General features: G+C 40.8%; 34 protein-coding genes and 1 tRNA gene. 16 read left to right on the forward strand and 19 right to left on the reverse strand.

The features are described from left to right. Positions 1-6 precede the first annotated feature (6 nt). Genes B3F51_RS00005 through B3F51_RS00025 form a run of 5 tightly spaced genes read right to left on the reverse strand, consistent with a single transcriptional unit; the run spans position 7 to position 1,556 of the window. Positions 7-168: a hypothetical protein gene (locus B3F51_RS00005; protein WP_286944757.1), complete on the reverse strand. Its 162-nt coding sequence runs from the start codon at positions 166-168 to the stop codon at positions 7-9. A gap of 49 nt (positions 169-217) precedes the next feature. Beyond that, a complete protein-coding gene (locus B3F51_RS00010; protein ID WP_286944758.1) occupies positions 218-571 on the reverse strand; it encodes an ImmA/IrrE family metallo-endopeptidase in 354 nt (117 codons plus the stop codon). 21 nt (positions 572-592) lie between these two features. After that, positions 593-922 (reverse strand): hypothetical protein, encoded by a 330-nt coding sequence (locus B3F51_RS00015; protein WP_286944759.1) that lies wholly within the window; start codon positions 920-922, stop codon positions 593-595. Then, entirely contained in the window at positions 859-1,113 is a 255-nt protein-coding gene (locus tag B3F51_RS00020; protein WP_286944760.1) for a hypothetical protein, read from the reverse strand. Before B3F51_RS00020 ends, B3F51_RS00015 begins: the two co-directional genes overlap by 64 nt. A 29-nt stretch (positions 1,114-1,142) precedes the next feature. Beyond that, on the reverse strand, positions 1,143-1,556 hold the full coding sequence (locus B3F51_RS00025; RefSeq protein WP_286944762.1) for a hypothetical protein: 414 nt from the start codon (positions 1,554-1,556) through the stop codon (positions 1,143-1,145). A 145-nt stretch (positions 1,557-1,701) separates the two neighbouring features. On the opposite strand from B3F51_RS00025, the gene B3F51_RS00030 reads away from it, so the two are divergent. The 3 genes from B3F51_RS00030 to B3F51_RS00040 all read left to right on the forward strand — a co-directional run bounded on the left by B3F51_RS00030 (position 1,702) and on the right by B3F51_RS00040 (position 2,981). Next, on the forward strand, positions 1,702-1,941 hold the full coding sequence (locus tag B3F51_RS00030) for an LLM class flavin-dependent oxidoreductase (RefSeq protein ID WP_286944763.1): 240 nt from the start codon (positions 1,702-1,704) through the stop codon (positions 1,939-1,941). Positions 1,942-2,352: 411 nt separating this feature from the next. Continuing rightward, the gene (locus B3F51_RS00035; protein WP_148637594.1) at positions 2,353-2,535 is read left to right on the forward strand and encodes a type II toxin-antitoxin system HicA family toxin; all 183 of its coding nucleotides are present in this window, start codon (positions 2,353-2,355) and stop codon (positions 2,533-2,535) included. Positions 2,536-2,570: 35 nt separating this feature from the next. Next, entirely contained in the window at positions 2,571-2,981 is a 411-nt protein-coding gene (locus B3F51_RS00040; RefSeq protein ID WP_286944765.1) for a type II toxin-antitoxin system HicB family antitoxin, read from the forward strand. A gap of 1,560 nt (positions 2,982-4,541) precedes the next feature. Here the strand turns inward: B3F51_RS00040 and B3F51_RS00045 are convergent. The 13 genes from B3F51_RS00045 to B3F51_RS00105 form a co-directional block, all read right to left on the reverse strand. Continuing rightward, positions 4,542-5,000 (reverse strand): DUF1492 domain-containing protein, encoded by a 459-nt coding sequence (locus B3F51_RS00045; RefSeq protein ID WP_286944766.1) that lies wholly within the window; start codon positions 4,998-5,000, stop codon positions 4,542-4,544. Positions 5,001-5,105: 105 nt separating this feature from the next. Beyond that, complete coding sequence (locus B3F51_RS00050; protein WP_286944767.1) at positions 5,106-5,324, reverse strand: hypothetical protein; 219 nt, start codon at positions 5,322-5,324, stop codon at positions 5,106-5,108. Continuing rightward, positions 5,299-5,499, reverse strand: a complete 201-nt coding sequence (locus B3F51_RS00055; RefSeq protein WP_286944769.1) for a hypothetical protein — start codon at positions 5,497-5,499, stop codon at positions 5,299-5,301. Before B3F51_RS00055 ends, B3F51_RS00050 begins: the two co-directional genes overlap by 26 nt. A 21-nt stretch (positions 5,500-5,520) precedes the next feature. After that, positions 5,521-5,733 (reverse strand): hypothetical protein, encoded by a 213-nt coding sequence (locus B3F51_RS00060; RefSeq protein ID WP_286944770.1) that lies wholly within the window; start codon positions 5,731-5,733, stop codon positions 5,521-5,523. A 1-nt stretch (position 5,734) separates the two neighbouring features. Then, a complete protein-coding gene (locus B3F51_RS00065; RefSeq protein ID WP_286944772.1) occupies positions 5,735-5,989 on the reverse strand; it encodes a hypothetical protein in 255 nt (84 codons plus the stop codon). 31 nt (positions 5,990-6,020) lie between these two features. Further along, entirely contained in the window at positions 6,021-6,224 is a 204-nt protein-coding gene (locus tag B3F51_RS00070) for a hypothetical protein (RefSeq protein ID WP_286944774.1), read from the reverse strand. Further along, on the reverse strand, positions 6,224-6,430 hold the full coding sequence (locus B3F51_RS00075; protein ID WP_286944776.1) for a hypothetical protein: 207 nt from the start codon (positions 6,428-6,430) through the stop codon (positions 6,224-6,226). Before B3F51_RS00075 ends, B3F51_RS00070 begins: the two co-directional genes overlap by 1 nt. 5 nt (positions 6,431-6,435) lie before the next feature. Beyond that, positions 6,436-6,924, reverse strand: a complete 489-nt coding sequence (locus B3F51_RS00080) for an ERCC4 domain-containing protein (protein WP_286944777.1) — start codon at positions 6,922-6,924, stop codon at positions 6,436-6,438. A 61-nt stretch (positions 6,925-6,985) separates the two neighbouring features. Beyond that, positions 6,986-7,630: a hypothetical protein gene (locus B3F51_RS00085; RefSeq protein ID WP_286944779.1), complete on the reverse strand. Its 645-nt coding sequence runs from the start codon at positions 7,628-7,630 to the stop codon at positions 6,986-6,988. Positions 7,631-7,753: 123 nt separating this feature from the next. Further along, on the reverse strand, positions 7,754-9,394 hold the full coding sequence (locus B3F51_RS00090; protein WP_286944783.1) for a YfjI family protein: 1,641 nt from the start codon (positions 9,392-9,394) through the stop codon (positions 7,754-7,756). Continuing rightward, positions 9,395-9,973, reverse strand: coding sequence for a CHC2 zinc finger domain-containing protein (locus B3F51_RS00095; protein WP_286944786.1), 579 nt, complete (start codon positions 9,971-9,973; stop codon positions 9,395-9,397). After that, positions 9,970-10,257, reverse strand: a complete 288-nt coding sequence (locus tag B3F51_RS00100; RefSeq protein WP_286944788.1) for a hypothetical protein — start codon at positions 10,255-10,257, stop codon at positions 9,970-9,972. Before B3F51_RS00100 ends, B3F51_RS00095 begins: the two co-directional genes overlap by 4 nt. 1 nt (position 10,258) lies before the next feature. Next, positions 10,259-10,438, reverse strand: coding sequence for a hypothetical protein (locus B3F51_RS00105; RefSeq protein ID WP_286944789.1), 180 nt, complete (start codon positions 10,436-10,438; stop codon positions 10,259-10,261). A gap of 145 nt (positions 10,439-10,583) precedes the next feature. Between B3F51_RS00105 and B3F51_RS00110 the strand changes: the two genes are divergently transcribed. Beyond that, positions 10,584-11,519, forward strand: a complete 936-nt coding sequence (locus B3F51_RS00110) for a helix-turn-helix domain-containing protein (RefSeq protein WP_286944790.1) — start codon at positions 10,584-10,586, stop codon at positions 11,517-11,519. Between the two features lie 15 nt (positions 11,520-11,534). Beyond that, complete coding sequence (locus B3F51_RS00115; protein WP_286944791.1) at positions 11,535-12,920, forward strand: tyrosine-type recombinase/integrase; 1,386 nt, start codon at positions 11,535-11,537, stop codon at positions 12,918-12,920. Positions 12,921-13,052: 132 nt separating this feature from the next. On the opposite strand, the gene B3F51_RS00120 is transcribed toward B3F51_RS00115, so the two are convergent. Further along, positions 13,053-13,128: transfer RNA gene (locus tag B3F51_RS00120), tRNA-Ala, on the reverse strand. Positions 13,129-13,528: 400 nt separating this feature from the next. Between B3F51_RS00120 and B3F51_RS00125 the strand changes: the two genes are divergently transcribed. The 11 genes from B3F51_RS00125 (at position 13,529) to pduL (ending at position 23,500) form a co-directional block, all read left to right on the forward strand. After that, complete coding sequence (locus tag B3F51_RS00125; protein ID WP_070371825.1) at positions 13,529-14,782, forward strand: sensor histidine kinase; 1,254 nt, start codon at positions 13,529-13,531, stop codon at positions 14,780-14,782. Between the two features lie 2 nt (positions 14,783-14,784). Then, positions 14,785-15,903 carry a response regulator transcription factor gene (locus tag B3F51_RS00130; protein ID WP_070371826.1) on the forward strand — a complete coding sequence of 373 codons (1,119 nt, stop codon included), beginning with the start codon at positions 14,785-14,787 and terminating at the stop codon, positions 15,901-15,903. Between the two features lie 294 nt (positions 15,904-16,197). Then, complete coding sequence (gene eutM, locus B3F51_RS00135) at positions 16,198-16,473, forward strand: ethanolamine utilization microcompartment protein EutM (protein ID WP_070371827.1); 276 nt, start codon at positions 16,198-16,200, stop codon at positions 16,471-16,473. A gap of 28 nt (positions 16,474-16,501) precedes the next feature. Continuing rightward, positions 16,502-17,287: a propanediol utilization microcompartment protein PduB gene (gene pduB, locus B3F51_RS00140; protein WP_070371828.1), complete on the forward strand. Its 786-nt coding sequence runs from the start codon at positions 16,502-16,504 to the stop codon at positions 17,285-17,287. 44 nt (positions 17,288-17,331) lie between these two features. Beyond that, complete coding sequence (locus tag B3F51_RS00145) at positions 17,332-18,993, forward strand: propanediol/glycerol family dehydratase large subunit (protein WP_070371937.1); 1,662 nt, start codon at positions 17,332-17,334, stop codon at positions 18,991-18,993. A 16-nt stretch (positions 18,994-19,009) separates the two neighbouring features. Then, positions 19,010-19,657: a propanediol/glycerol family dehydratase medium subunit gene (locus tag B3F51_RS00150; RefSeq protein ID WP_070371829.1), complete on the forward strand. Its 648-nt coding sequence runs from the start codon at positions 19,010-19,012 to the stop codon at positions 19,655-19,657. Positions 19,658-19,672: 15 nt separating this feature from the next. Continuing rightward, complete coding sequence (locus B3F51_RS00155) at positions 19,673-20,176, forward strand: diol dehydratase small subunit (protein WP_070371830.1); 504 nt, start codon at positions 19,673-19,675, stop codon at positions 20,174-20,176. Positions 20,177-20,210: 34 nt separating this feature from the next. Beyond that, complete coding sequence (locus B3F51_RS00160) at positions 20,211-22,025, forward strand: diol dehydratase reactivase subunit alpha (RefSeq protein ID WP_286944796.1); 1,815 nt, start codon at positions 20,211-20,213, stop codon at positions 22,023-22,025. Between the two features lie 7 nt (positions 22,026-22,032). Beyond that, complete coding sequence (locus tag B3F51_RS00165; RefSeq protein ID WP_228882360.1) at positions 22,033-22,401, forward strand: glycerol dehydratase reactivase beta/small subunit family protein; 369 nt, start codon at positions 22,033-22,035, stop codon at positions 22,399-22,401. A gap of 12 nt (positions 22,402-22,413) precedes the next feature. Continuing rightward, a complete protein-coding gene (locus tag B3F51_RS00170; RefSeq protein WP_070371833.1) occupies positions 22,414-22,788 on the forward strand; it encodes a BMC domain-containing protein in 375 nt (124 codons plus the stop codon). A gap of 58 nt (positions 22,789-22,846) precedes the next feature. After that, a complete protein-coding gene (pduL, locus tag B3F51_RS00175; protein ID WP_070371834.1) occupies positions 22,847-23,500 on the forward strand; it encodes a phosphate propanoyltransferase in 654 nt (217 codons plus the stop codon). Positions 23,501-23,503: the final 3 nt, after the last annotated feature.

Here is a 23,503-nt window from a genome sequence, read left to right on the forward strand (position 1 = left end):
GAACTATTATTGACAATTCCAATACTTCTTTAGCAGCCTGTTTTTCTCTTTTAAAATGGTTTTATTGTCACATTTGATTAATAAATCAGCGTATTCAGCCAGCACCTTAAATGTTTCGGCATGTTCTGGTTCAATATCTGCTGTGATGTCGTTCACCGTTAAATTCAAATTCAATACCTCCAGGGTTAAATTATTTATTATGGGAAGAGGTCTACCCTCACTGAAAATAACACCATTCAAGACGTATTGCAGCTCTAAGGCCGGCCCCAAATGCATCAGCTTCAGCCTCAATAAGTTTGGAATAATTTTCGTCTCTTTGTTCACTCTCACGGCTGTATTTCTTCATATCTATTTTATTTCGATGTAAATAATGATGCCCTAATTCATGGGACAATACTTTTGAGGCTTGCTTGAGGTCATTTTTTAATAATTCCCCAAGATATATACTCGAACAAGATTCGCTATTCACAAGATAAATACCCAGGTCGCTATCTCTGGCCCATGCAAAATCAATCCGCGATTGTTTAGTATATTGCTGCAATATTTTGAATACTTTTTCTTCTTTTGTCACGCTTTGAATTCTCACTTTCTTTTAATTTATGCTGCTGCAAATCTGTTTATGACCGGCGGCCCTTTCAATGGCCTGTAATGATGGTGGGTATACTCGTATCAAATCTGCCTGTTTTATCGTCCCTATCAGGACATCAGACAATAAATTTCTGAACCCCTGTAGCTGCTCTACCTCTTCCGGGGTGATGCCCTCGACCTTGACAGCCTCGAAATACTTCACCGCATAAAATAACAATAAGCATCTGGCCTTATGATCGGATCCGGCCGCCATGGCTTTGGCTGTCCGGGTCATGCCATCCAGGTAAAGCAGCCGGTAGGGTCTGTCTGGTAATGCGTCAATGTGGTTATGCATTGGCTCCCACTCCTTTCAAGCATTTTATAACGCCCTAAAAGCTGCTCACCATCAAGGCCACATAAGATATCACCCATAAAATCAAGGGCTGACAAAACCTCATCAGCGGGGCTATTGATGCTCAACAGCGTGTTTTGGGCCATCTCTACGGCCTCTTTTACCAGTAGTAACTCTGTGTATTGTGTTCTCATGGGTACAAGCTCCTTCCTGCATTTACAGGCTATGCAATCTGTGCATTGATCCGCAATCCATAATACAAACCATTACCGCCGACGATCTGTTTTAATGCCCCTTTTAGGGCCGTTCCAAAGTCCATGACCTTTGATAACCATTCAGCAACCGAAGAGGCCAGATAGCCCACACAGTAGGAATTTCCGTGGATCGTGGCCACTACTTCAACGGTGTCTGATTCAAAGTAGCCGGTGGTGTTTCTTTTAAGACTGATGGTTACTTCTGATGGGTCATACTGCTTCATGTGGTCAATGGCTGTTTGTCGTTTCCCCTGGGTGACACCTTTAACAACAAGTGTTTTACCTTTGGCCAGCTCCCAGGCTCTTTTGAATGCCTGGCTTTTGGTTAAGCCGGTGGTGGCCAGTTTGTTGGCGGTTCTAGCGATTTCTGATAGGTTATACATGGTGGTGACTCCTTTCAATTACTTTACTTGATAGTGAAATTATACACCCAAAAGTAAAATAAGTCAACACTACACAGTAAAATATTTTACTCTATTGTAAAGTTTTATCTTCTGGTGTATAATTCGAATAGTGGAGGTGATTTAAATGAGTAATGAAGAAATCACATTAATAAAGAATGAAGTGAAAAGCGAAATAACCAAAAGAGGTTTTACGTTATCGGATGTACTTAAGGTGTGGAACGAACGACTTCCAATGGGTGAAAAAGAAATGACTCTTTCTAATTTATCCAATAAGTTATCAAGAGGTACTGTAAAATACGCAGAAATAAAGCTGATTGCGGACATTATCGGCTGTTCGATCAGGTGGGAACCAAAAGACCAATAATCCCGGCGATATTATGGAATACCTGGAAGAGGAACCAGACCCCCAATAGATCGGCTGAAAATTCAGCACATCTTTACAGGCCTGTAAGGAGAGGATCAATCAAAGACCTCTTCTTTTTTATTTTCTGGATCGTGTCGTAAATGTCGAGAATGTCATAAACTCCAGAGACCTTTATTTTACAGACTTTCCAGCAGCATGGTTTAGTGTGGTGTTTTGTCGTAAATGTCGTAAACCCATGAAATTAATGTAATAAATGTAATTAATTCACAAACACCTGTTTTATGCGGTTATCAGCACCTCGTATTTTTAATCAAATAAATGGAATAATGAAATTAATTAAGCCACAATCTATTAATAATCTTGACATGCGTACAAATTATACGTATAATATAGATGTAGGGAGGATAGCAAATGACAACACGGGAAATAATGAAAATCTTGAAAAAGGACGGTTGGTTTGAAATTGAAACCAATGGCTCACATGTTCAGATGAAACACCCAACAAAGGAAGGGAAAGTCACCGTCGTTAAACATTCGGGCGATCTTCCCAAGGGAACACTTAACAGCATCCTCAAACAGGCAGGGCTTAAATAGCCCTGTCACCCTATAAATAAAAGGAGTTGATAACAATGCGTAAACTAACTTATTTAGCAGTATTAGAACCAACAACCGACGGTTATGGCGTTTACTTTCCAGATCTTCCCGGCTGTATCAGCTTTGGAAAAGACATTGAAGATTCTCAGCAAATGGCAAAAGAAGCTTTAGAGCTTCATATTTACGGTATGGAAAAGGATAATGATCCGATTCCTGAACCTTCCCGTTCTTTAGATAAAGAAGATGCAGAGGCTGGTATTATTACGGCTATTACCGTTTTACCTGACTTGGTAAAGAATGATATGGAAAACCGGCGTGTTAAAACTAATGTGACCATACCAGCATGGCTTAAAGATGCTGCCGAATCCAACCATGTCAATTATTCCAAATTGTTGGAAGCCGCCTTAATTGATTACCTGAATGTGAAAAGGGAAGTCTTGAGATAAGTATCAGAAAAACCACATAAGCCCGGGCCAGTGCCTAGGCTTTTTTATTTGCTCAAATTTGAGCCCAAAACGACGGACAAAATTGTCCACCGTGGGGCGCTGTTCTATTATGCATGGTATGCACTTTTCAGATATGACAACCGGTCACACCCGGCTTTTCAGATGTGCATGATCTGCATACCCGGCCTAAAGTGACAATCGGTCACAATAGCCTGTAAAGTCAATAATCTTGACAATTCAGATGTCAACGGTTTTGACATCCGGTTTCTAAAGTCGGTGATCCCGACAATTCAGGTGTCAGTTTTACCGACATCCGGTTTCGCTCGTCAAAATTGCGGAACGAGATATGAGGGATTAATTTAACTTGCCGGTAACTTGCTACCGTCATTCGTGTCGGTACCAGATCCCCGGTCCCTAAGGGTATTCCCAACTTGGTAATACCTCGAAGAGGGTATCCCCAACTTGCGGATACCTTTCCGCAAAATTGCGGTCATCTTCGGGTGTGGTATAGCCTATACCACACCAGTTTTATAATTGGCGTTCCTTAATCCGGGGTATATGGCATTTCACCACCCACCGGCAATATTTCCACAGGTACAAACTAAGCACCACCCAACAAAAACGGCTCTATGAGGCTGTCAGAGGGTTATTTTGTGGCAATATCAGTGTCGATTTTTAGACGGTGGGTATCACCATGTCGCAGCTGAAAATTCAGCTGCGATACCCGACAATTTGGCGGACATGGCCTTTATGTCATCCGTTTTGGATGATATGAAGATGGGGTAACGTTTCATTACCCCGTCACGTGGGGATTCTCCGCTACGTGATCGCCTCAATTTTGAGGGCACCTATCAAAACCCATATTTGGGGTCTGACCAATTTTGAGCACACCCATTACAGCGGAAAAGTCCGTTCTATTTGGCGGCGGAAAATTCCGCTGTGACATTTGGTGACCGAGTTTTCGGGAACCAGATTGGCTGTAAATTACTCCGATGTTTTAACCCCCGAATTTTCGCTGGTTAATCTCATCCCTCAATTTTGAGGTGTGAGGTCTGTGCAATTTTGCGTACACCCCACAGAGCCGAATTTTCGACTCTATTGACTCCTGAATCTTAAGGAGTCAGATCGGCGCAATTTTCCGCAGGTGTTTCTTCCACAATTGGAATAAAGTATTGGTTTCCGTTTTTTCGGATACCAATTACCCAGGTACTTTCTTTCATTTTTAGAATAAAGTCTTTTGTTTCACATTTTTGTGACACCAATCGCCTGCGGTACCACCATGGTACTTTCGGTCATTTTTGAGCAAAAGTCTGAACCCTCAGATTTTTCGGAAAGTTCAGAGGATACTTTTTCCGATTTTTCCGATAAAGTCCAACTTTTTGACTTTGATAAAGTATACCTTTCAAACAGCTAACTCTTCAAACACGAGAGCGCCACTTTTTAAGGGCTTGCCTATTAATAGGGGGTATACCAACGCTACTCGGCTATATAGCTTGATTTCAAAGCTTTTTAGGGTGCAATAACCCGGAACTTTAACGCTGGTTTATTACGCTTTTCTTTCTATAAGCCCTTTTGATCTATGATTACCATTCCCAGCGCCTGATTATGTAACGCCTCCATTTTTTCACCTCTGGCCGGGCGGATTCTTTTTCTGGCTTCCTGATAGTCCAGCCCCTCAATGTATAGCAACACCAAGAGCAGCTGATACTTTGGCCGCCCCACAGAATTTATTATTTTACTGGTCTCTATCCTAATTCTGGCTGATTCGGTAATCTCTGCACTGACTTGTTTTCTTAAGGGTGCAAGGTCGTTAAGGCGGTCGTGCAGGTCTTTTTTATCGCCGCCCTGAACTTTGTCGGGCCTGATATAAGATTTTGCCATGGTTGCCCGTTCATAGGCTCTCAAATATGCCTCCTCTGCCTTTTCCTGTTTTTCCAGCTGGTACTGGTACCGGGATAATATCGAGTGCTTCCAGACATTCCCCGGTTCCACCCCGATTGCAATGTTTGACTTTGCCATAAATGCCCCCTTGTGGTAAAATGATTTCAACGCATTCATAATATCCACAAGAGGACTCCTCAATTTTCAGGAGTCTTTTTTATGCCTGTAAGAAAAGATCGTCATTTAAATATCCTCTTCTTCATAGTCATCCCATGCATCGGCCACACCATCCCTTAAGGCCTGTATATCGTCATAACCATAGTCACCATTCGGATAAGGCACTATATAATCATCCGGATTAAGACCCAAAGCCTCAATAAACGACGGTTCTTCGCCGTATCCATAAAAGGCTTCTGTGATGATCTCTTTGGCCTTTTTAATCAGTCTGTCTATTTTGTTCATCTAAAATCCTTTCCAACTCATCTATTTTCTTTTGCTGGTCATCCGTCCGGATTGAGCCTAAAATCGCATTACAGGCCAGTATAATGGTATTGGCCACCTTTGTATCAATTTCGCCATTAAGGGCCATATTTGCCACCCTGTTTAATGCACGGCGCACGTCCTGGGGCGTTTTCATGTTTAACTTCCTTACTGTCATTCATTCACCTCGATTCTTTTGTTTTTTTCGGGCCACCGGCTCCAATATTTCCATCATCCTTTCAAAAGAACAATCCCCATCATACCCGGATAGCTCTATCAATTCATCCCTGGTTAGATGATCCCAATGGTAGGCACTACCTAAATCATTTTCCTTTTCTTTAATCTGCTTTGCAACCTTCAGTAAATTATCGAGTTTTCCCATATTTGCCATGCTAATCACCCAAACCCCATTGGATGAAAATAACCGGGGCTTTTGCCTCTAATGTCTCAAGGTGGGCCTCTGCCTCTTCTACCGTTTTATGAAGGGTTTCCACAGATCTTGTGAATGTCCCTGGCTTACCCTTCCAGAAATTGACTCGTAACTGAAAGCCTGTGCCCTCATCATTTTCCTCGATAAAAGCCATAAAGACCGATTCTGTAGGGCTTATTTTCATTGCTTCTTTAATTAGTTTATCGATTTTATCCAATTGTTTTGCCTCCTTCCCTGCCAATATAATATTAATTAACCTCTGGTTTGTTTAACGCTCTAAAATATTCCAACACAGGCTCTAAACGATAAATAGCGGTCTCAACATTACAACAAACGGCCATCTCATCTTCCAGCGGGTTATCTTCATCAACGATTGGGGTTAATTCCATTAATGCCAATGTGATTCTGGTTTCAATTGCTTTATTCAGGCTCGTGTTTTTTTCAGTAATCATTATAGCCCCCTTCTTTGGCGGTAATGCTTGATTTCTTTATAAACCCGTTCACCTTCATCTTTTGCCCGGTCAGCCATCAAACACAGGTCTTGCCCTTTTATACAGGCCTCTTCCCAGTTTGCGGCGTAAACATCAATAATCACCGGCACATCTGCACCATATTCCTTGTCTTCAAAGACAAACCCATATTTTTTTAAATTTCGCATGTTTTTCATCCCTTCAAAAATTTATTTCTGACATGATAATACAAAAACAAATGGATATATTTGCCGGCATCGTTCCGGTCAATGAAAGTTAAATTGAAGCCGTGTTCACTCTGTAAGGACAAGAGGGAAGCCATATAAGCCTTTTCATTGAATTGGGTGGTATACCGGTGATTAATGATGTCGCTGAAGCTTTTGCCCTCAATCATCAGGTGAAACTCTGCCTTTGATGCCCGGGTCAACTCATCCTTGAACCGCTCCCGGCCATTTGTTAAATTTCCTGACAGCTCTTCCAGGGATCCCTTGCGTTCAATGACACAAGACCGATCAAAGAAGAGGTCTCTCATAATACCCATATCCGGATCGGCTGGTATCATAGCGGAATAATCCCCGAAACTCAGGGCCTTAGACTGGTAGGGCACCTCTTTCTTTTTTAAATATCCTATAATGTGATCATTCGCCTGTTCCCTGGTATCGCACAAGATTACCATGGTCATAAGCAGCTTCTTTAATTCATTATCTGTATATCGGTATAAATTCATGCATCACCCTTGACCCTTACTGAATCGGCCTTAAATACCGTGGTATTTTCTTTACTACCTGGAAGGATTGGCCATCTTCACCAACCATGAATGTTTGTCCAGCATCATTTTCATATTTCCTGAAGGTGGTGAGCTTAACACCCTGATCTTCAAAGAATTCCTCCATTAACCCTTTGCCGGTCTCCATGCTGTGAAGTTCGCTGACCACACTCATACAATGCACCTGGTACATCATCAAGGTTGGGTTCATATAGTCCCATAAGAGGTGAGAGGCCGTTTCCGGTGACCGGATCGGCTCATGTAACCCGTGGGCCTGTAATGCCTCCATGGTGCTGAAATAGTCTTTGCACTCGTATTTTTCCCCATCATAGGACTTTGTGACCGGAAAGATCGTCAACAGTTCGGCCGGGGTCAGTTCACAGATGCTATTTAATAGCATCTGATCAAAGACCAGTATGCCCTCCAGACTTTCCCGGCTCATGCCCTTAATATTGATAATGGACAGATATTTCACGGTGTAGAAGATGATCCTCTTCGTGATGGTCTTATCATCCGGGGCCAGCTGCTTGGCCTTTATGCCCCTGACCATACAATCAAGGTAGATACGTTCATAATCAACCTTAGGCCGTTCTTTTTTGGTTGTCGTAAGTAGTGTTAGCATGTTGACTCCTCCATGTGGTTAGATTGTTATTTTCTTTTTTATTCTCTGTCATATTTGTCGTAAATGTCATAAATTGAGACTATTCTTTAATTTACGGCATTTGCGACATTTACGACATGGTATTTAAAAATTAAAATACATAGGATTAAGCTTGTAAATAATATCAGCTTTTCTACCAACTCTTTTTTCTTTCGGTTGCACGGCCTCTTGTAAATAACCATACTCAACCAATAAATCAACATATGGGTTAATATCAGCGGTCACTTTTATTTTCGAATTTCTGCATAAAATATAAAGGTCATGTTTTTTATATTGTTCTTGTGGGTTCTGCTCCAACTTCCTTAAGACAAATCTAACTTGCTTCATTTGGTCATCTGCACCCATCAGATCATAGGCATTCATTGAATGATTTAAAAAGTATCCCCCTATATCCATTGCGTTGGCCATGGTTTCCATACTGACCGGATCGTCATTAAGTAGGCTTTCGTACCCCATGCAATGGAGTATTCCAGCTATCCGCAATACTGCACCATGTAATTTACTGGCAAAATCGGTCATAGTGCTTAAATCATTTCCAACCTGCTGCCTGTTTTCAATGTCTTCATAAAACAAGCGATATGCAGCTGTTGCCTCTTCGGACAGCTTAATTATTTGGGGCTGATCGTTTTTTATTTCAAGCAAGCCGAAAATCAAATTTTTATATGATTCTTCATATGCTGCGGGCACTGGAATTGTGTCAAAGCCACGATAACCGACCATTGAATTAGGCTTACAGTATAAAAACCGTGCTGTTAATCCCCTTCCTCTAAAGGCTCCATTATCAAACATACCTTCAATGACATTGCTTTGGACGGCTAAAAGAATTGTAAGTGTTGGTTTTGGGATATATTCAGGCGGTCGCCCCCTCCTATCTACCCTGATAGAGTCGCCGCAATGGGCCTTTAGTACGGTATCAATAGAAATAGTGTTGGAGTACTTCCCAGCCAGTGTATCAAAGAAGCCTCCTTCAGCAGAAATAACGGACAACCGCCCATCATTATCAGCCAATAAAGAAGTTAAAGCCTCCGATGTAACATCATCAGCAATTAATCGAAGAGGTTTTACTTGTTCTTCTTCCAATTCTCTGCACTCTGCTTTTAGTTCAAAAGCTTCATCCGATTTATTTTTATCCACAAGCTTTTTTATTTGCTTTTCTTTTGCTTCAAGTTCAATTTCCTGCCTGTCAATTTCTGACCATCTGTTTTTATTAACTTCTCGTTCAAATTCATGAACATGTTTTGTCATTGCGTTGATGATGGCACTCTTTCTTTCCCCGGGGTTTGCAATAATCAGGGTATAGATGTTTAAAGGCTCAAAATAATCAGGTTTACCTCTGATTTTAAATTTACCTTGTACAGTACCGGCAATCACTGCCAGTGATGCAACGGCGCACATATCAATAGGTGTGGCCGTGCTTTCCGAAACAGCCTGGACATAATTTTTTACCACTGGTGGTAATGAATTAAGAGGGAAAGACGGCAATTTTACCTCTTTTTCAAGCGGTTTCGGCTTTTCCCATTTTATTCCTGGTGTGCTTTCTGGTATAATAGTTGTATTATCACATTCATTCAACACCGCAACATTACCCATTATGTTACTGTTATTTGAGGTTTTATGAGGCTCCCCGGCTTCTAAGGCCTCAATTTTTTTTATAATCTCATCTTCATGCTTCTTTTTTTCTTCTTCCTGTAATGCTTCCAAAAGTCGTAATTTTTCGCTGTTCATCTAAGATGCCCACACCTCCAGACTGTTTAAGTTTTTGTATAATTCGATTTTCTCTTCATGTGTTCCTTTGAGCAGTGTATCCAATAAATAGTTGACGGTTTCCCATTGGTGGATGGCCTTAACATAACGGGGATGGAACTCGACCATTTCACTTACCGGCTTGTATTTCAAGATATTTTTCCAATAAAAACGTGCCAGCTGTGCATGATCTGAATATGTCCGATCACACCAATCATCAAATGCTTTCTGCAATTGCCGTTGCCGTTCCATTTCTTGTATTTTGACGGTATCGGGCCGGTATTCGCCTTTGAAATCAAGATTAAGACCGAAATCAGCGGATATCTTTTTTACTGCCTCTAAAGGCTCCAGGTCAAACAGTTTGGCCACTAGATCGATCGAACTGCCCCCGGCCCCACACGCAAAACAATGGCATCGATTATTTTTAAACGATAATGACGGGTGGCTGTCTGTATGCCATGGGCATAAACTTTTATGGTGCCGGTTGACCTCAAGCCCATAGCGCCTGGCGACCTCTTTGATTTCCAAATTCTGCCTGATATGTTCATAAGGGTCACTCATTTTACTAGGCCAATATTGCGCTTATAACTTTCCATCCGGTCGGTGCTTATGTTGGTAACGTTGGCCGGAGCCTCCTCTTCTGGATCATCGTCTTGAATCGGGTTTGCCAGATATTCCAGTAGGTTATCAAAGTTAATCAGGATCTTGCGTCCTGCTTTCACACTTTTGATTTTGCCGTCCAATACTAAACGACGGATGGCGCATTTTGTTATGGCGGTGTTTTCATCCATTTCTTTTAATAATGTTGAACTTTCGGGGATCGTTCTCATCCGTGGGGTAATCATGTTACACAGCCTCCTTTTTCAGTTCTTCAATGACATCAATGATCTGTTTCTTTTCCTTTTCTGGCAATTCCTTCCGCATTTTTCGGGAAAGTGCTGTTTCACCAATTCCCATGGCTTCAGCTACCTGCCATTGGTAGATATTAGCCTTTTTCAGCGTTTCTTTGATTTCTTTGTTTTTCATGAATGATTCCTCCTTTTAAATTGCTGTTGTGCTTGCAAACAATCCGATATCTTGATATAATTATAGCAACAACTATTACAATTAGCAACAAAAAAGTGCGCAATATTAATACATGCAACAAATAGATGTTTTAAGGGGTGTAGAAATGGATAATTCAACAATGGTTGACAGTGTATTTCAAGAAAGATTTAGCAATTTGATGAAAGAACGGGGAATAACACAGGCAGAAGCGTCTGATGGAATTGGAGTTACAAGGCAGGCTATAAGCCTATATGCAACTGGGAAGAGGACTCCTGATATTAATTCACTTTATAGGATCTGTGATTTTTTCAAAGTTTCGGCTGATTATCTATTAGGGTTAAGTAGTGTAAAAAGTTTTGATATTGAAGAGAAGGCTATTGGTGAAAAAACAGGGTTAAGTGAAAGTGCGATAGAAAAGCTTTTAGGCTTAAATCGTGTGAAAAATATAAAAATGAAGATAAAAAGGAAAGACTTAGATGAAGCAACTTACAAACTGAAAAAGAGTATTAATCCTTCTGAAATTGACGTGATAATGAATTCCAAAGCTGAGGATGATCTTTTTTTCCCGTTCATGTTAAATAAATTTATTGAAGCCGATAAATTTTATATTCTATTAGGTTATTATGCCAAATATGCACTTGATCATACCTTGTTGAAAGATTATGAAAAATGGGCAAATGAATATTTAGATAATAATTTAACTGATGAAATAGTGAAAAACGCTATCGGTTATAATATCGAATCTTTAGAGGGGAGCAATGACGAAAAAAATGAAGCGATGAAATTAGTGCATGAACGGTTTTACAGTATGATAACAAAGGAGCTATTCAAAATTGATTTGAATAATGGTGATCTAGAGCTATTAAGTTATGTGTTTTTTAAAAGGGTTCAAAAGATAATGGTCACAATTGTTGAAAGCATTGAAAACGAGGCTAGAAATACAAAAGTAAATCAATTACGTTTTCTTCAGGTCACTCAAAAATTTGATGAGGTATTTAAAAGTCGTAAATTTAAATTAATTGATGATTTGCAATTTAATGAAGACGACGGACCACTTTAATAAGGAGGTACCCCCATGGCCAACATACAAAAAAGAGGCAACTCTTATAAGATTACCGTTTCTGGCGGTTATGATGTCAACAATAAAAAAATCAGATATTACATGACCTATAACCCTCCAGAGGATTTAAGCCCGGCCAAATTGAAAAAAGAACTGGATAAAGTCGCCCATGAGTTTGAAGAAAAATGCAATTTGGGCTATGTCATGGACAGCAATATTAAGCTCATTGAGTTTATTGAGATCTGGTTTAAAAATTATGTGGGCAACAAGAACCTTTCCCCGGTAACGGTTAGAGGCTATCAGAATGAATCACTGAAGATAATTGAAGAGCTGGGACATATTAAAATGGGTCAGATCACACCAAAGCACATTCAAGACTTTTATGCAAAGATCAAAGGTAGTACCGGTGTAAGAGGTGGAGAAAAATTCACGGTAACGCCGGAATACCTGGCAACCGTGGCCAGCATGAAACAAAAGGACATTTCAGATAAAGCCGGAATTAATGACGATGCTCTGCGCCGCTTAAAAAAAGGTGGAAATACTACCCGTGAAATAGCCTGTAAGGTGGCTGATGCCATTGGAAAAGATTTTGATACCCTCTTCATGTCAACCAACCCACAAAGGGAAGTGTCAAATGAAACGGTACTGCATTACCACAAGCTACTCAATAACATCATGAATACCGCTGTTAAATGGGGTGTGATAGCCTTTAACCCCATCGAAAAACGGGTTGAGTTGCCAAAATCAGACAGAAAAGAACCGGCCTATATGGATGATAAAGAAGCCCTGGCATTTCTGGAGCTACTGGAAGAGGAACCTATAAAATATAAACTGGCTCTTAACCTTCTAATATTCAGTGGTTTACGGCGTGGGGAGATCGGCGGCCTAAAATGGTCGGACATTGATTTCGATGATAAGATCATCACTGTGAAGAGGGCTTTAAAATACATTGCCGGTGTGGGGCTGTTTGAAGGGGAAACTAAAACCTTTAAATCAAGAAGAAGCATTAAGCTGCCTGATTTCGTTTTTGATCTGTTTAAGGCCTATAAGGTATGGCAACTGGAAGAGCGCCTTAAGGTGGGTGATCGGTGGCAAGATCATGATTTTATCTTTACCCGGTGGAACGGTGAACCTATGAGCCTGGACACCATCGGCGGTTATTTGAAGAAATTCACAGACAAGCATGGGCTAAAGCCGGTACACCTGCATTCACTCCGGCACACAAACGCCTCGATACTCATTGCCAGCGGTGTGGATCTCAAAACAGTCTCTTCACGGCTGGGACATTCTAATTTATCAACAACAGGGAATATATATGCCCATGTGATTAATTCAGCTGATGCAAAGGCCAGCGATGCCCTTGATCATATTCTGGTCACAAAAGCCCGTAAAGCTCAGTAACTTTTGTTATTGGGCTTTAATTATTTTAAGAATAGTCGCCAAATAGTCGCCAGACTAGGGGTTTTTTGACCTCTCCCAACCCTCAGGCATAAAAAAAAGAGAACCTCAACGGCTCTCTTATGCGTTTTTAATTGGTGGAGATGAGGGGACTCGAACCCCTGGCCTTCTGACTGCCAGTCAGACGCGCTCCCAGCTGCGCCACACCCCCAAAACTTTATAACTTTTGGACACTTGTATAGTATACTGGAGTTGACACCGAAATGCAAGTGTTTTTTAAAAGAATATGATAAAATCTCACTTATATTTTATCTGTGGATAAAGTTGGTGGAAAAGTACTGGTTATAAGATGTTAGTCGAAGTAAAATTAAGTTTTTGATTACAACCGATAAAATTCGGAGTGGTTGAAATGGCTGGGGTCAAGAAAATATCTGATTTACCTAAAACAACAATAAATAATAAAATACGAAGCAAGATAATGCTGATACAAAGCAAAATATTCTAAAATAGTAAAAAAAATGCCAAAAATTTCCTGTATGTGTTATAATATTACTCAGTGGAAATCGATGTAAAATGAAAATTATGGGATTATTGTCTAAAGGGGTTGTTTTATGAGAGTCTTACTTAAGATTACTGACATTATTGACGTAGAGGTGCTACAAAGAATTCAGGATTCTTTTTCAGATGCCACCGGACTCGCCGCTGTAACAGTTGATTACAAGGGTAATCCGATTACGGAATACAGTAATTTTTCAGAATACTGTACCTGTGTCAGAAAAGAAAGTAGTAACCGGGAGTGCTGTTTTCAGTCGGATGCCCATGGCGGTATTGAATCGGCACGATCGGGAAAACCATCGATTTACATTTGTCATGGTGGACTGGTAGATCTTGCCGTACCCATCATGGTAAAGGGAAATTATCTGGGTGCAATTATGGCCGGCCAGGTAAAAATTGATGAAGAAGAAATGAAGCGTCTGCCTTTTGGTACCAGCCATGAATTAACTGATTTTTCAAAAAACCCTGAAATTTTAGATTTGTATGACAAAACCTTAAAAACGACATTAACTCAGGTAAGAGCAGCGGCAGATCTGCTGTACACCATTGCCAATTATTTGGTTGAGAAACAGATGATTCACATTATCCAGGAGGAATTGCATAATAAAAACCTGGAATTAATGGAAGAGGTTAAATTACGCAGTGAGGTTGAAGCTTCCCTAAAAGAAGCCGATTTAAAAGCCTTACAGGCACAAATTAATCCGCATTTTCTGTTTAATGTTTTAAATACCATTGGTCGTCTGGCCCTGCTGGAAGGTGCAGATAAAACGCAGGAAATGATTTATGCGTTTTCCGATATGATGCGATACACTCTAAAAAAGGAAAAAAATAATGTCGTCACGCTTAAAGAAGAGATGGAGCATGTGCAAAACTATCTGTCAATTCAGAAAATGCGTCTGGGTAATCGTCTGAATTACTTAGTGAAAGTGGATGAAATGGCGGAAGATATCTTATGTCCGTTTATGACTGTTCAACCATTTGTAGAAAATGCCATTATTCATGCGATTGAACCCAATGCCAAGGGTGGCGAAGTTCGAATAACAGCGGATATCCTTAAAGAAATCGCCATTTTAAAGATTGTGGATGATGGTAAAGGGATTCCGGATGATCGCATCCATAAAATTTTGGACGGAACCTATGAAGCGGATGGACGGGAAAAGAACACCGGAATCGGGATTAATAATGCAAATAAACGACTGATGTATTACTATGGCGTTGATTATGGGGTTGAAATAAAAAGTGAACTGGAAAAGGGCACTGAAATCACTATTAAGATACCTCGTAAATCTCTAACGGGGAGGGGATTATAATCATGTATAAACTGTTTATTGTTGAGGACGAGCATTTAGAAATTGAAGCGATTAAACTCATTCTTAGTCAACACGGCGAAAATATTGAAGTTATTGGCGAAGCATCTTCAGGATTGGTGGCAATTGAAGAAATCCGTCGTTTAAATCCGGATATTATCCTGTTGGATATTAACATTCCGGAAATTAATGGTATTGATGTATTAAAAACGATAAAAAAGGAAGACCATGAAAAGAAGGTCATTTTGATAACGGCATTTAATGAATTTGATTTTGCGCATCAGGCCATCAAGGCTCGGGTCGATGATTTTCTGTTAAAGCCGATTCGCCCCCAACAACTGATGGATTCCATAAATCAGAGCATTGCTTCATTAAAGAATAACGCCAAAGAACGTTTTGATGAAAAAATGAATGAAGTTATTTTTGCTATTATCCAGAAAAAATACAGTGATGCCAGAACAGCCCTGATCAGTTATCTGGACATGATTTATGATTACCATACCTATGATATTATGTCGGTACAGGCAGAAATCAAACATTTTATGGAGGAACTTAATATTGTGACCCAGGATATGTGCGGTTACGAGCTGAATAGTCCTCTTTGTTCAAGCAATAATATGCAATTTGTCAATGGGTATAAAAATCGTTATGATCTGAAAATCGAAATCATGAAAACTATTGACAAGGTTTTTGATCGGATGCTTGATAATAAAGAAACCCGTAAAAACAATATCGAAGATATTCTTAACTATATTGACCGGAACTGTTACAAGGATATTTCCCTTGATCAGGTTGGGGAGTATGCCAATATGAGTTCCTACTATTTAAGTAAGATCTTTAAAAAGGAAACTGGGGTTAATTTTGTAACCTATTTAACAGAACGTAAAATTGAAATCGCAAAGGATATGCTGGCAAATACCGATGTTCCAATTATCAATATAGCACTGGATCTTTCTTACCACGAACCGAATTATTTTAGCAAGGTATTTAAAAAGAGCACCGGGATGACTCCCACCGAGTATCGGAAAGAGCGACGTGGAACGGCGCTTGAGGAAGATGAACAGTTAGGGAATAACCATCCCAAAGATGAAAAATTCGCCGAAAAACATCGGGAAGTATCCTGATAAAAAAAGCAACAGAATAAGTAAAAAATATTGAACAGGAAAACCTGAGGGTGAACCTGTTCTTTTTATGTCAAAAAAACAGAACGGATTACATTAAAGTGCAGGTGTTTGACAAAATATTCCACTGTATTTTTATGAACAGATACAAAAAACAGCGACAGTAAAAGGTTTTCAAGATGTATCGCAGAAATCCAGAATATTTTTATAAGAACAGCACAAGTAATTATCATCGACTTTGCATTAGAATATAGATAGTTCAGTAACAAAATCTTGTAATTAAGGAGGATAGAGCTTATGACAAACGAAGCTTTAGGCATGATCGAAACCAAAGGTCTGGTGGCAGTAATTGAAGCTGCTGATGCAATGGTTAAATCAGCTAATGTATCATTAGTAGGCTACGAAAAAATCGGTTCTGGGTTAGTAACTGTTATGGTTCGTGGTGATGTTGGAGCTGTTAAAGCTGCAGTTGATGCAGGTGCTGCGGCAGCTGACAAAGTTGGACAAGTTGTTTCAGTACACGTAATCCCAAGACCACACGGTGATGTGGAGAAAATTTTACCAAGTCTATAATATTTTATAATTACGGAGGTGTAAATTAATGAAAGATGATTTAATGAACAAATTGATGGAAGAAGTTATGAAGAAAATGAGTGAAGTTGAAGAAACAGGCACAGTTGCCGCTGCAACCGGTGTTTGCGGATTAACTGAGTTTGTTGGTACTGCAGTAGGAAACACAATTGGTTTTGTTATTGCAAACGTGGACAGAACTTTACATGAAGCAATGAAAATTGATCCTAAATACAGATCAATCGGTATTCTTTCCGCCAGAACTGGTGCTGGTCCTCAGATCTTCGCTGCTGACGAAGCTGTAAAAGCGACTAATTGCGAAGTTGTTTCTTGTGAATTGGCAAGAGACACTGAAGGTGGTGCAGGTCATGGTTCTTTAATTATCTTTGGTGCAGAAGATGTATCTGATGCAAAACGTGCTGTTGAAGTTGCTCTTAACGACTTAAACAGAACCTTCGGAGATGTATATGCAAATGCTGCCGGACATCTGGAATTCCAGTATACAGCCCGTGCAAGCTTCGCTTGTAATATGACTTTAGGTGCTCCAATCGGAAAAGCCTTCGCAATTATTGTTGGTGCTCCAGCTGGTATCGGCGTATTAATGTCAGATGCTGCTTTAAAAGCTGCTAACGTAGAACTTTGTGGTTATGCTTCACCTGATAATGGCGGTACTAAATTCTCGAATGAATCAATGATCTTCATTTCTGGAGACGCTGGTGCAGTTCGTCAAGCCGTATATGCTGCTAGAGAAGTTGGTAAACAAGCTTTAGAAGCTCTTGGCGGTCCTTGCCCACCTGTAACAACTCCTTATATTTAAGTAGCTGTTGTTAGTTTTCTAAGAAAGAAGGAGGAATAATGACTATGAAGTCAAAAAGATTTGAAGCTTTAGCAGCTCGTCCAGTCAAAAAGGATGGTTTCGTTAAAGAATGGCCAGAAGTCGGTCTAATTGCAATGAACAGCCCTCAAGATCCAACACCAAGTCTGGTTGTTGAAAATGGGGTAGTTGTTGAACTGGATGGAAAAAAACGAGCTGATTTTGATATGCTTGATACATTCATCGCTAACTATGCAATTCGTTTAGAAAAAGCCCAGGAATATATGGCAATGGATTCTTTAAAAATTGCCAATATGCTTGTTGATATTAATGTACCAAGAGACGTTGTTGTTGATATTACAACATCAATCACTCCTGCAAAAATTGTAGAAGTACTTGGTCATATGACAGTGTTAGAAATGATGATGGCTCAAAGTAAAATGCGAGCTCGTTTAATGCCTTCTAACCAATGCCACGTTACTAACGTAAAAGATAACATGGTTCAAATCGCTGCTGATGCTGCAGAAGCTGCTATCCGTGGATTTGACGAAATGGAAACAACAGTAGGCATCGGTCGTTATGCGCCATTTAATGCGCTTGCCATCATGGTTGGTGCAAATGTTGGTCGTCCTGGTATCTTAACACAATGTGCTGTTGAAGAAGCGACCGAACTTGACCTCGGTATGAAAGGTTACACTGCTTACGCTGAAACGATTTCTGTATATGGTACAGAACCAGTTTTCATGGACGGTGATGATACACCATATTCTAAAGCTTTCTTGGCATCAAGCTACGCTTCCCGTGGTTTGAAAATGCGTTTTACATCTGGTTCCGGATCAGAAGTACAAATGGGTTATGCAGAAGGCAAATCTATGCTTTATCTTGAAGCGCGATGCTTATACATCACTAAGGGTGCCGGCGTACAAGGAAGCCAGAATGGTTCAGTTTCTTGTATCGGTGTTCCAGCTGGTGTACCAGGCGGTATCCGAGAAGTATTGGCTGAAAACTTATTGGCAGCATGCCTCGATTTAGAGTGTGCTTCTTCTAATGACCAGACCTTTACTCACTCTGACTTACGACGAGTTGCTCGTTCATTAATGCAAATGGTACCAGGAACTGACTACATCTGTTCTGGTTACTCTGCTACACCTAACTATGATAATATGTTTGCAGGCTCTAACTGGGATGCAGATGATTATGATGATTGGAATGTCATCCAACGTGACTTAAAAATCGATGCCGGTTTACAACCTGTTGATGAAGATACAGTTGTTGCTGCACGTGCTAAAGGCGCTCGCGCAATGCAGATCCTATTCAGAGAATTAGGCTTGACCGAAATCACTGATGCTGAAGTTGAAGCTGCAACTTATGCTCGTGGATCTCAAGACATGCCGGACCGTGATGTTGTAGCTGACTTAAAAGCTGTTGAAGATTTAATGAATCGCGGTGCAACTGCGGTTGACTTCATTAAAGCTCTAGACCGAGGTGGCATGAGAGATGTCGCTGAATCGATCTTTAACATCCAGTTACAGAAATGTGCTGGTGACTACTTACACACTGCTTCTAAATTAAGCTCTACATGGGAATGTATTTCAGCAGTAAACTATCCAAATACCTATCATGGAGTAAAAACTGGTTATGTAATCAGTGATGAAAGATGGGCACAAATCCAAGATATTCCATGGGCTGTTGACCCAGCAAGCATATAGGAAGGGGTGTAATAAAATGGCTATAAACGAACAAATGTTAAAAAGCATTATTGAAGATGTTTTAAAAGAAATGACAGGCGCTGCGCCAGCTTCCGCACCAGCTGCATCTGCTGCCGGCGCTGTGAAACTTTCTCCAGTCGGAGAAGCAAAACAGGGAATGGCAAGTGATGAAGTAGTGATTGGTTTGGCTCCTGCTTTTGCAGATTCTCAAACCGTAACCATCACCGGAATTCCGCATGATAAAGTTCTTAAAGAAATCATCGCTGGTATTGAAGAAGAAGGTTTAAAAGCCCGAATTATTAAAGTTTACCGAAGTTCTGACGTTGCTGTTTGCGGCCACACGGCTGCTAAACTGTCTGGATCTGGAATCGGCATTGGCTTACAGTCAAAAGGCACTTCCTTGATTCACCAAAAAGATTTACCACAGTTAAGTAACTTGGAATTATTTTCTCAAGCACCATTGATCGACTTGGAAACATATCGAATGATTGGGAAAAATGCTGCAAAATATGCCAAAGGCGAAAGCCCGGCACCTGTTCCAGTAAGAAACGACCAGATGGCTCGTCCAGCTTACCAGGCAAAAGCAGCCTTATTACATATCAAAGAAACTGAACATGTTGAAGCCGGTAAAAAAGCCGTCGAACAACAAGTTTCGTTTGTATAAGTGGAGGTGACCAGAATGACACAAGAACAAATGTTGGAACAAATCGTTAAACAAGTTATGAGTTCTATGAGTGCTGCTGCAGCTCCATCACCAGCAGCTTGCGGAACTGTTTCGAAAGCTGATTATCCAATCGGAGATAAAAGACCAGAACTGATCTTATCTGCTACGGGAAAAGCTTATAAAGAATTAACATTAGATAAATTATTAGCTGGCGAGTTGACACCAGAAGATTTACGAATCAGACCAGAAACGCTTGAACTGCAAGCGCAGGTTGCTGAATCTGTAAATCGTGATGCATTTGCCAGAAATTTAAGAAGAGCAGCTGAACTGATTGCTGTTCCAGATGCCCGTTTATTAGAAATCTACAATGCCCTTCGTCCATATAAATCAACTAAAGAAGAATTAATGGCGATTGCTGCAGAACTTAAAAATCAATACAATGCTCCTATCTCTGCATCTTTAGTTGCTGAAGCAGCAGAAGTTTACTATGCAAGAAAGCGATCTAAAGAATTTATCTAAGCAAGTATTTTAGGAAGTGTTGGGAGGACATAAGATGATTATTGCAGGAATAGATATTGGTAACGCCAGCACGGAAACCGCACTGGCACGATATGTCGACGGAAAGCCTGAATTTCTCAGTAGTGGTATTGTTGATACCACTGGAATGAAAGGAACCCGTCAGAATATTCATGGAGTTTTCGCCTCTCTCAAACAAGCCCTTGAAAAAGCTGATTTAACCGTAGAAGATGTTGATTTAATCCGGATCAATGAAGCTGCACCCGTAATTGGTGATGTAGCAATGGAAACAATTACGGAAACAATTATTACGGAATCAACCATGATCGGTCACAATCCCTCTACACCAGGGGGATTGGGGATCGGCGTGGGTGTGACTGTAGACATAAGAGAAGTTAATAATTGCGATAAGGGCGAGTCAGTGATCGTTGTTATCCCCAGAGAAGTGGATTTTGAAGATTCCTCTCGGATTATTAACCATGCTGTTAATAACGGCATATTTATTAATGGTGCCATTGTCCAACGTGATGATGGCGTTTTAATTAATAACCGTCTTACAAAAAAAATTCCGATTGTTGATGAAGTTTCGCTGATTGATAAGGTGCCGAGAAACATGCGAGCTGCCATAGAGGTCGCCGCAGCAGGTTCGGTAGTCGAACAACTATCTAACCCATACGGAATTGCAACCGTATTTGATTTAACGTCCGATGAGACCAAGCAGGTTGTGCCTGTTTCACGTGCGCTTATCGGGAATCGTTCAGCTGTTGTTATCAAAACGCCGGCAGGGGATGTCAAAGAAAGAAAAATCCCGGCTGGTCAAATTATTATTCAGGGTACGAACAAAAAGGCCCAGGTTAATGTCGATGACGGCGCTGAAAAAATCATGGATGCAATACGTTCCGTAGCTCCTGTAGAAGATATTAGAGGGGAAGCTGGCACGAATGCTGGTGGAATGCTTGAAAAGGTCAGACAGGTCATGTCGCACCTGACAGATCAACTACCAAGTGCAATTAAGATTCAGGATTTATTAGCCGTTGATACATTTGTGCCGCAAACGGTCAAAGGCGGGGTGGCGGAAGAGTTTTCGATGGAAAATGCCGTCGGTATTGCCGCCATGGTTAAGGCAGATAAATTACAGATGAACATGATTGCCCATGAATTGGAAGCTGAACTGGGTGTAAAAGTTGAAGTGGGCGGGGTTGAAGCCGATATGGCCATCCGTGGCGCACTTACCACACCAGGTAGCAATAAACCTTTAGCAATTATCGATATGGGTGCTGGATCGACGGATGCAGCAATTATTAACAGGGCAGGTGAAATCAAATCCATTCATTTAGCAGGTGCCGGTAACATGGTCACGCTGCTGATCGCTTCGGAATTAGGATATGACAACATGGCGCTGGCAGAAGATATTAAAAAGTATCCCCTGGCTAAGGTTGAAAGTTTATTCCATATTCGTCATGAAGATGGAACTGTTCAATTTTTTGATAAGCCATTGGATCCCAGAACCTTTGCCCGGGTGGTTATTTTAACACCCAATGGAATGGTGCCAATGCCGGGGAATTACTCCTTGGAGCGAATCCGAGCTGTCCGACGCGAAGCAAAGACAAAAGTATTTGTTGTAAATGCCATTCGTTCATTAGAACGAGTGAGTCCGACTGGAAATGTTCGGGATATTGAATTTGTTACTCTGGTTGGTGGATCGGCTCTCGATTTTGAGATTCCCCAATTAGTAACAGATGCCTTATCCAAGTATAGTATTGTTTCCGGACGGGCGAATATCAGAGGGGTTGAGGGTCCGCGTAACGCAGTCGCCACCGGTTTGGTACTTGCTTACGAAGAAGGTGAATAAGATGCGGATGGATTTTGATGCTCCAAAACCAGAAATAAAAATAGTCCATGGGAAAAATATAATGTTTCAAAAAGTTGTTGACGAAGTATTGCACGGAATTGAAGAGGAAGGCGTGCCATTTTCCATCGAAGAATTGGAAGATGCCAATCCAGTTGAGCTTGCTTTTCGGGGTGCAGAACTTTCGCATCTTGGTGTAGGCATTGGAATTACTGAAAATGAAGTTGTTCTTCATTTTATCAAATTGAAAGAAGATCAGCCAATTTTCAGAATTCCAGCTTACAGTAACGAAGCAACATTACGGGCAATTGGAAGCAATGCTGCCCGACTGGTAAAAAAAATGCCTTTCAAAAATCTGGATAATACGGAACTGTCGTAAGGAGGGGTTGATTTGAATAGAGGAGAGGCCATTGGCCTAATAGAAGCTATTGGGTTGGCCACAGCGGTTGAAGCTGCCGATGCGGCAGTCAAGTCAGCAAATGTAAGACTGATTGGCTATGAAGCGTGTAAGGGTGACGGGATGTCAACCATTAAGGTGGCTGGTGATATTGGAGCTGTTAAGGCAGCAGTTGATGCGGCTACAGCGGCTTGTGCTAAAGGTCGTGGCGTTTGGGCAACCAAAGTGATTGCTAGACCCAGTGAAGGAATTGAAAAATTAATTTACAACAGTGAAACAGTGGGTTATGACCCACCGGTAGAACCAAAAGCTGAAGTTGTCACTATAGAAGAAAATGAAGAAACAGCAGAAATAAACTCAGAGGAATAATTGCTGAGTCGGCTGAAGGATTCAGACAGAAATGATCTTTTGAAGAATAGGTGCTAGCATGAACGAAAATGAAAAACAAGTAATTGAGCAAATCGTAATTAACACAGTTAAAAAACTGATTGCTGAAAAAGATAGTCCGAATCGTGTAGTATTGGGAATCTCCAATAAACACATCCATCTTTCAAAAAAAGACATTGAAACACTTTTCGGAGAAGGTTATGAACTGACCAATATGAAAGACTTAAAGCAACCTGGACAATATGCAGCAAAAGAAACGGTTAAAGTGATTGGGCCAAAGGGTTGTTTTGACAAGGTTCGAATTTTAGGACCCGCCCGGCCGGAAAGTCAGATTGAAATTTCACTGACAGATGCCAGAACGCTGGGAATCAAAGCGCCGGTTTGCGAATCGGGACAGCTGGAAGGAACACCGGGGATTATCCTCGAGGGTCCATGCGGAACCGTTACCCTCACGCATGGTGTGATTGTTGCCCTACGGCATATTCATATGCCTCCTGATATTGCCCAAAAGTTAGGCATAAAAGATAAAGACTGGGTCAGTGTCGAAACATGTGGTGTTAGAAAAACAATTTTCTGCAATGTACTCGCGCGTGTATCCGATAAATTCGACTATGAAATGCATTTGGATACTGATGAAGCGAATGCGGCAGGACTTAACAACGATGATTATCTAAAAATAATCCCAAACAGGTGAAAT

The sequence above is a fragment of the Acetobacterium sp. UBA5834 genome (genome assembly GCF_002435675.1).
In the GTDB taxonomy this organism is placed as follows: Bacteria; Bacillota; Clostridia; order Eubacteriales; family Eubacteriaceae; genus Acetobacterium; species Acetobacterium wieringae.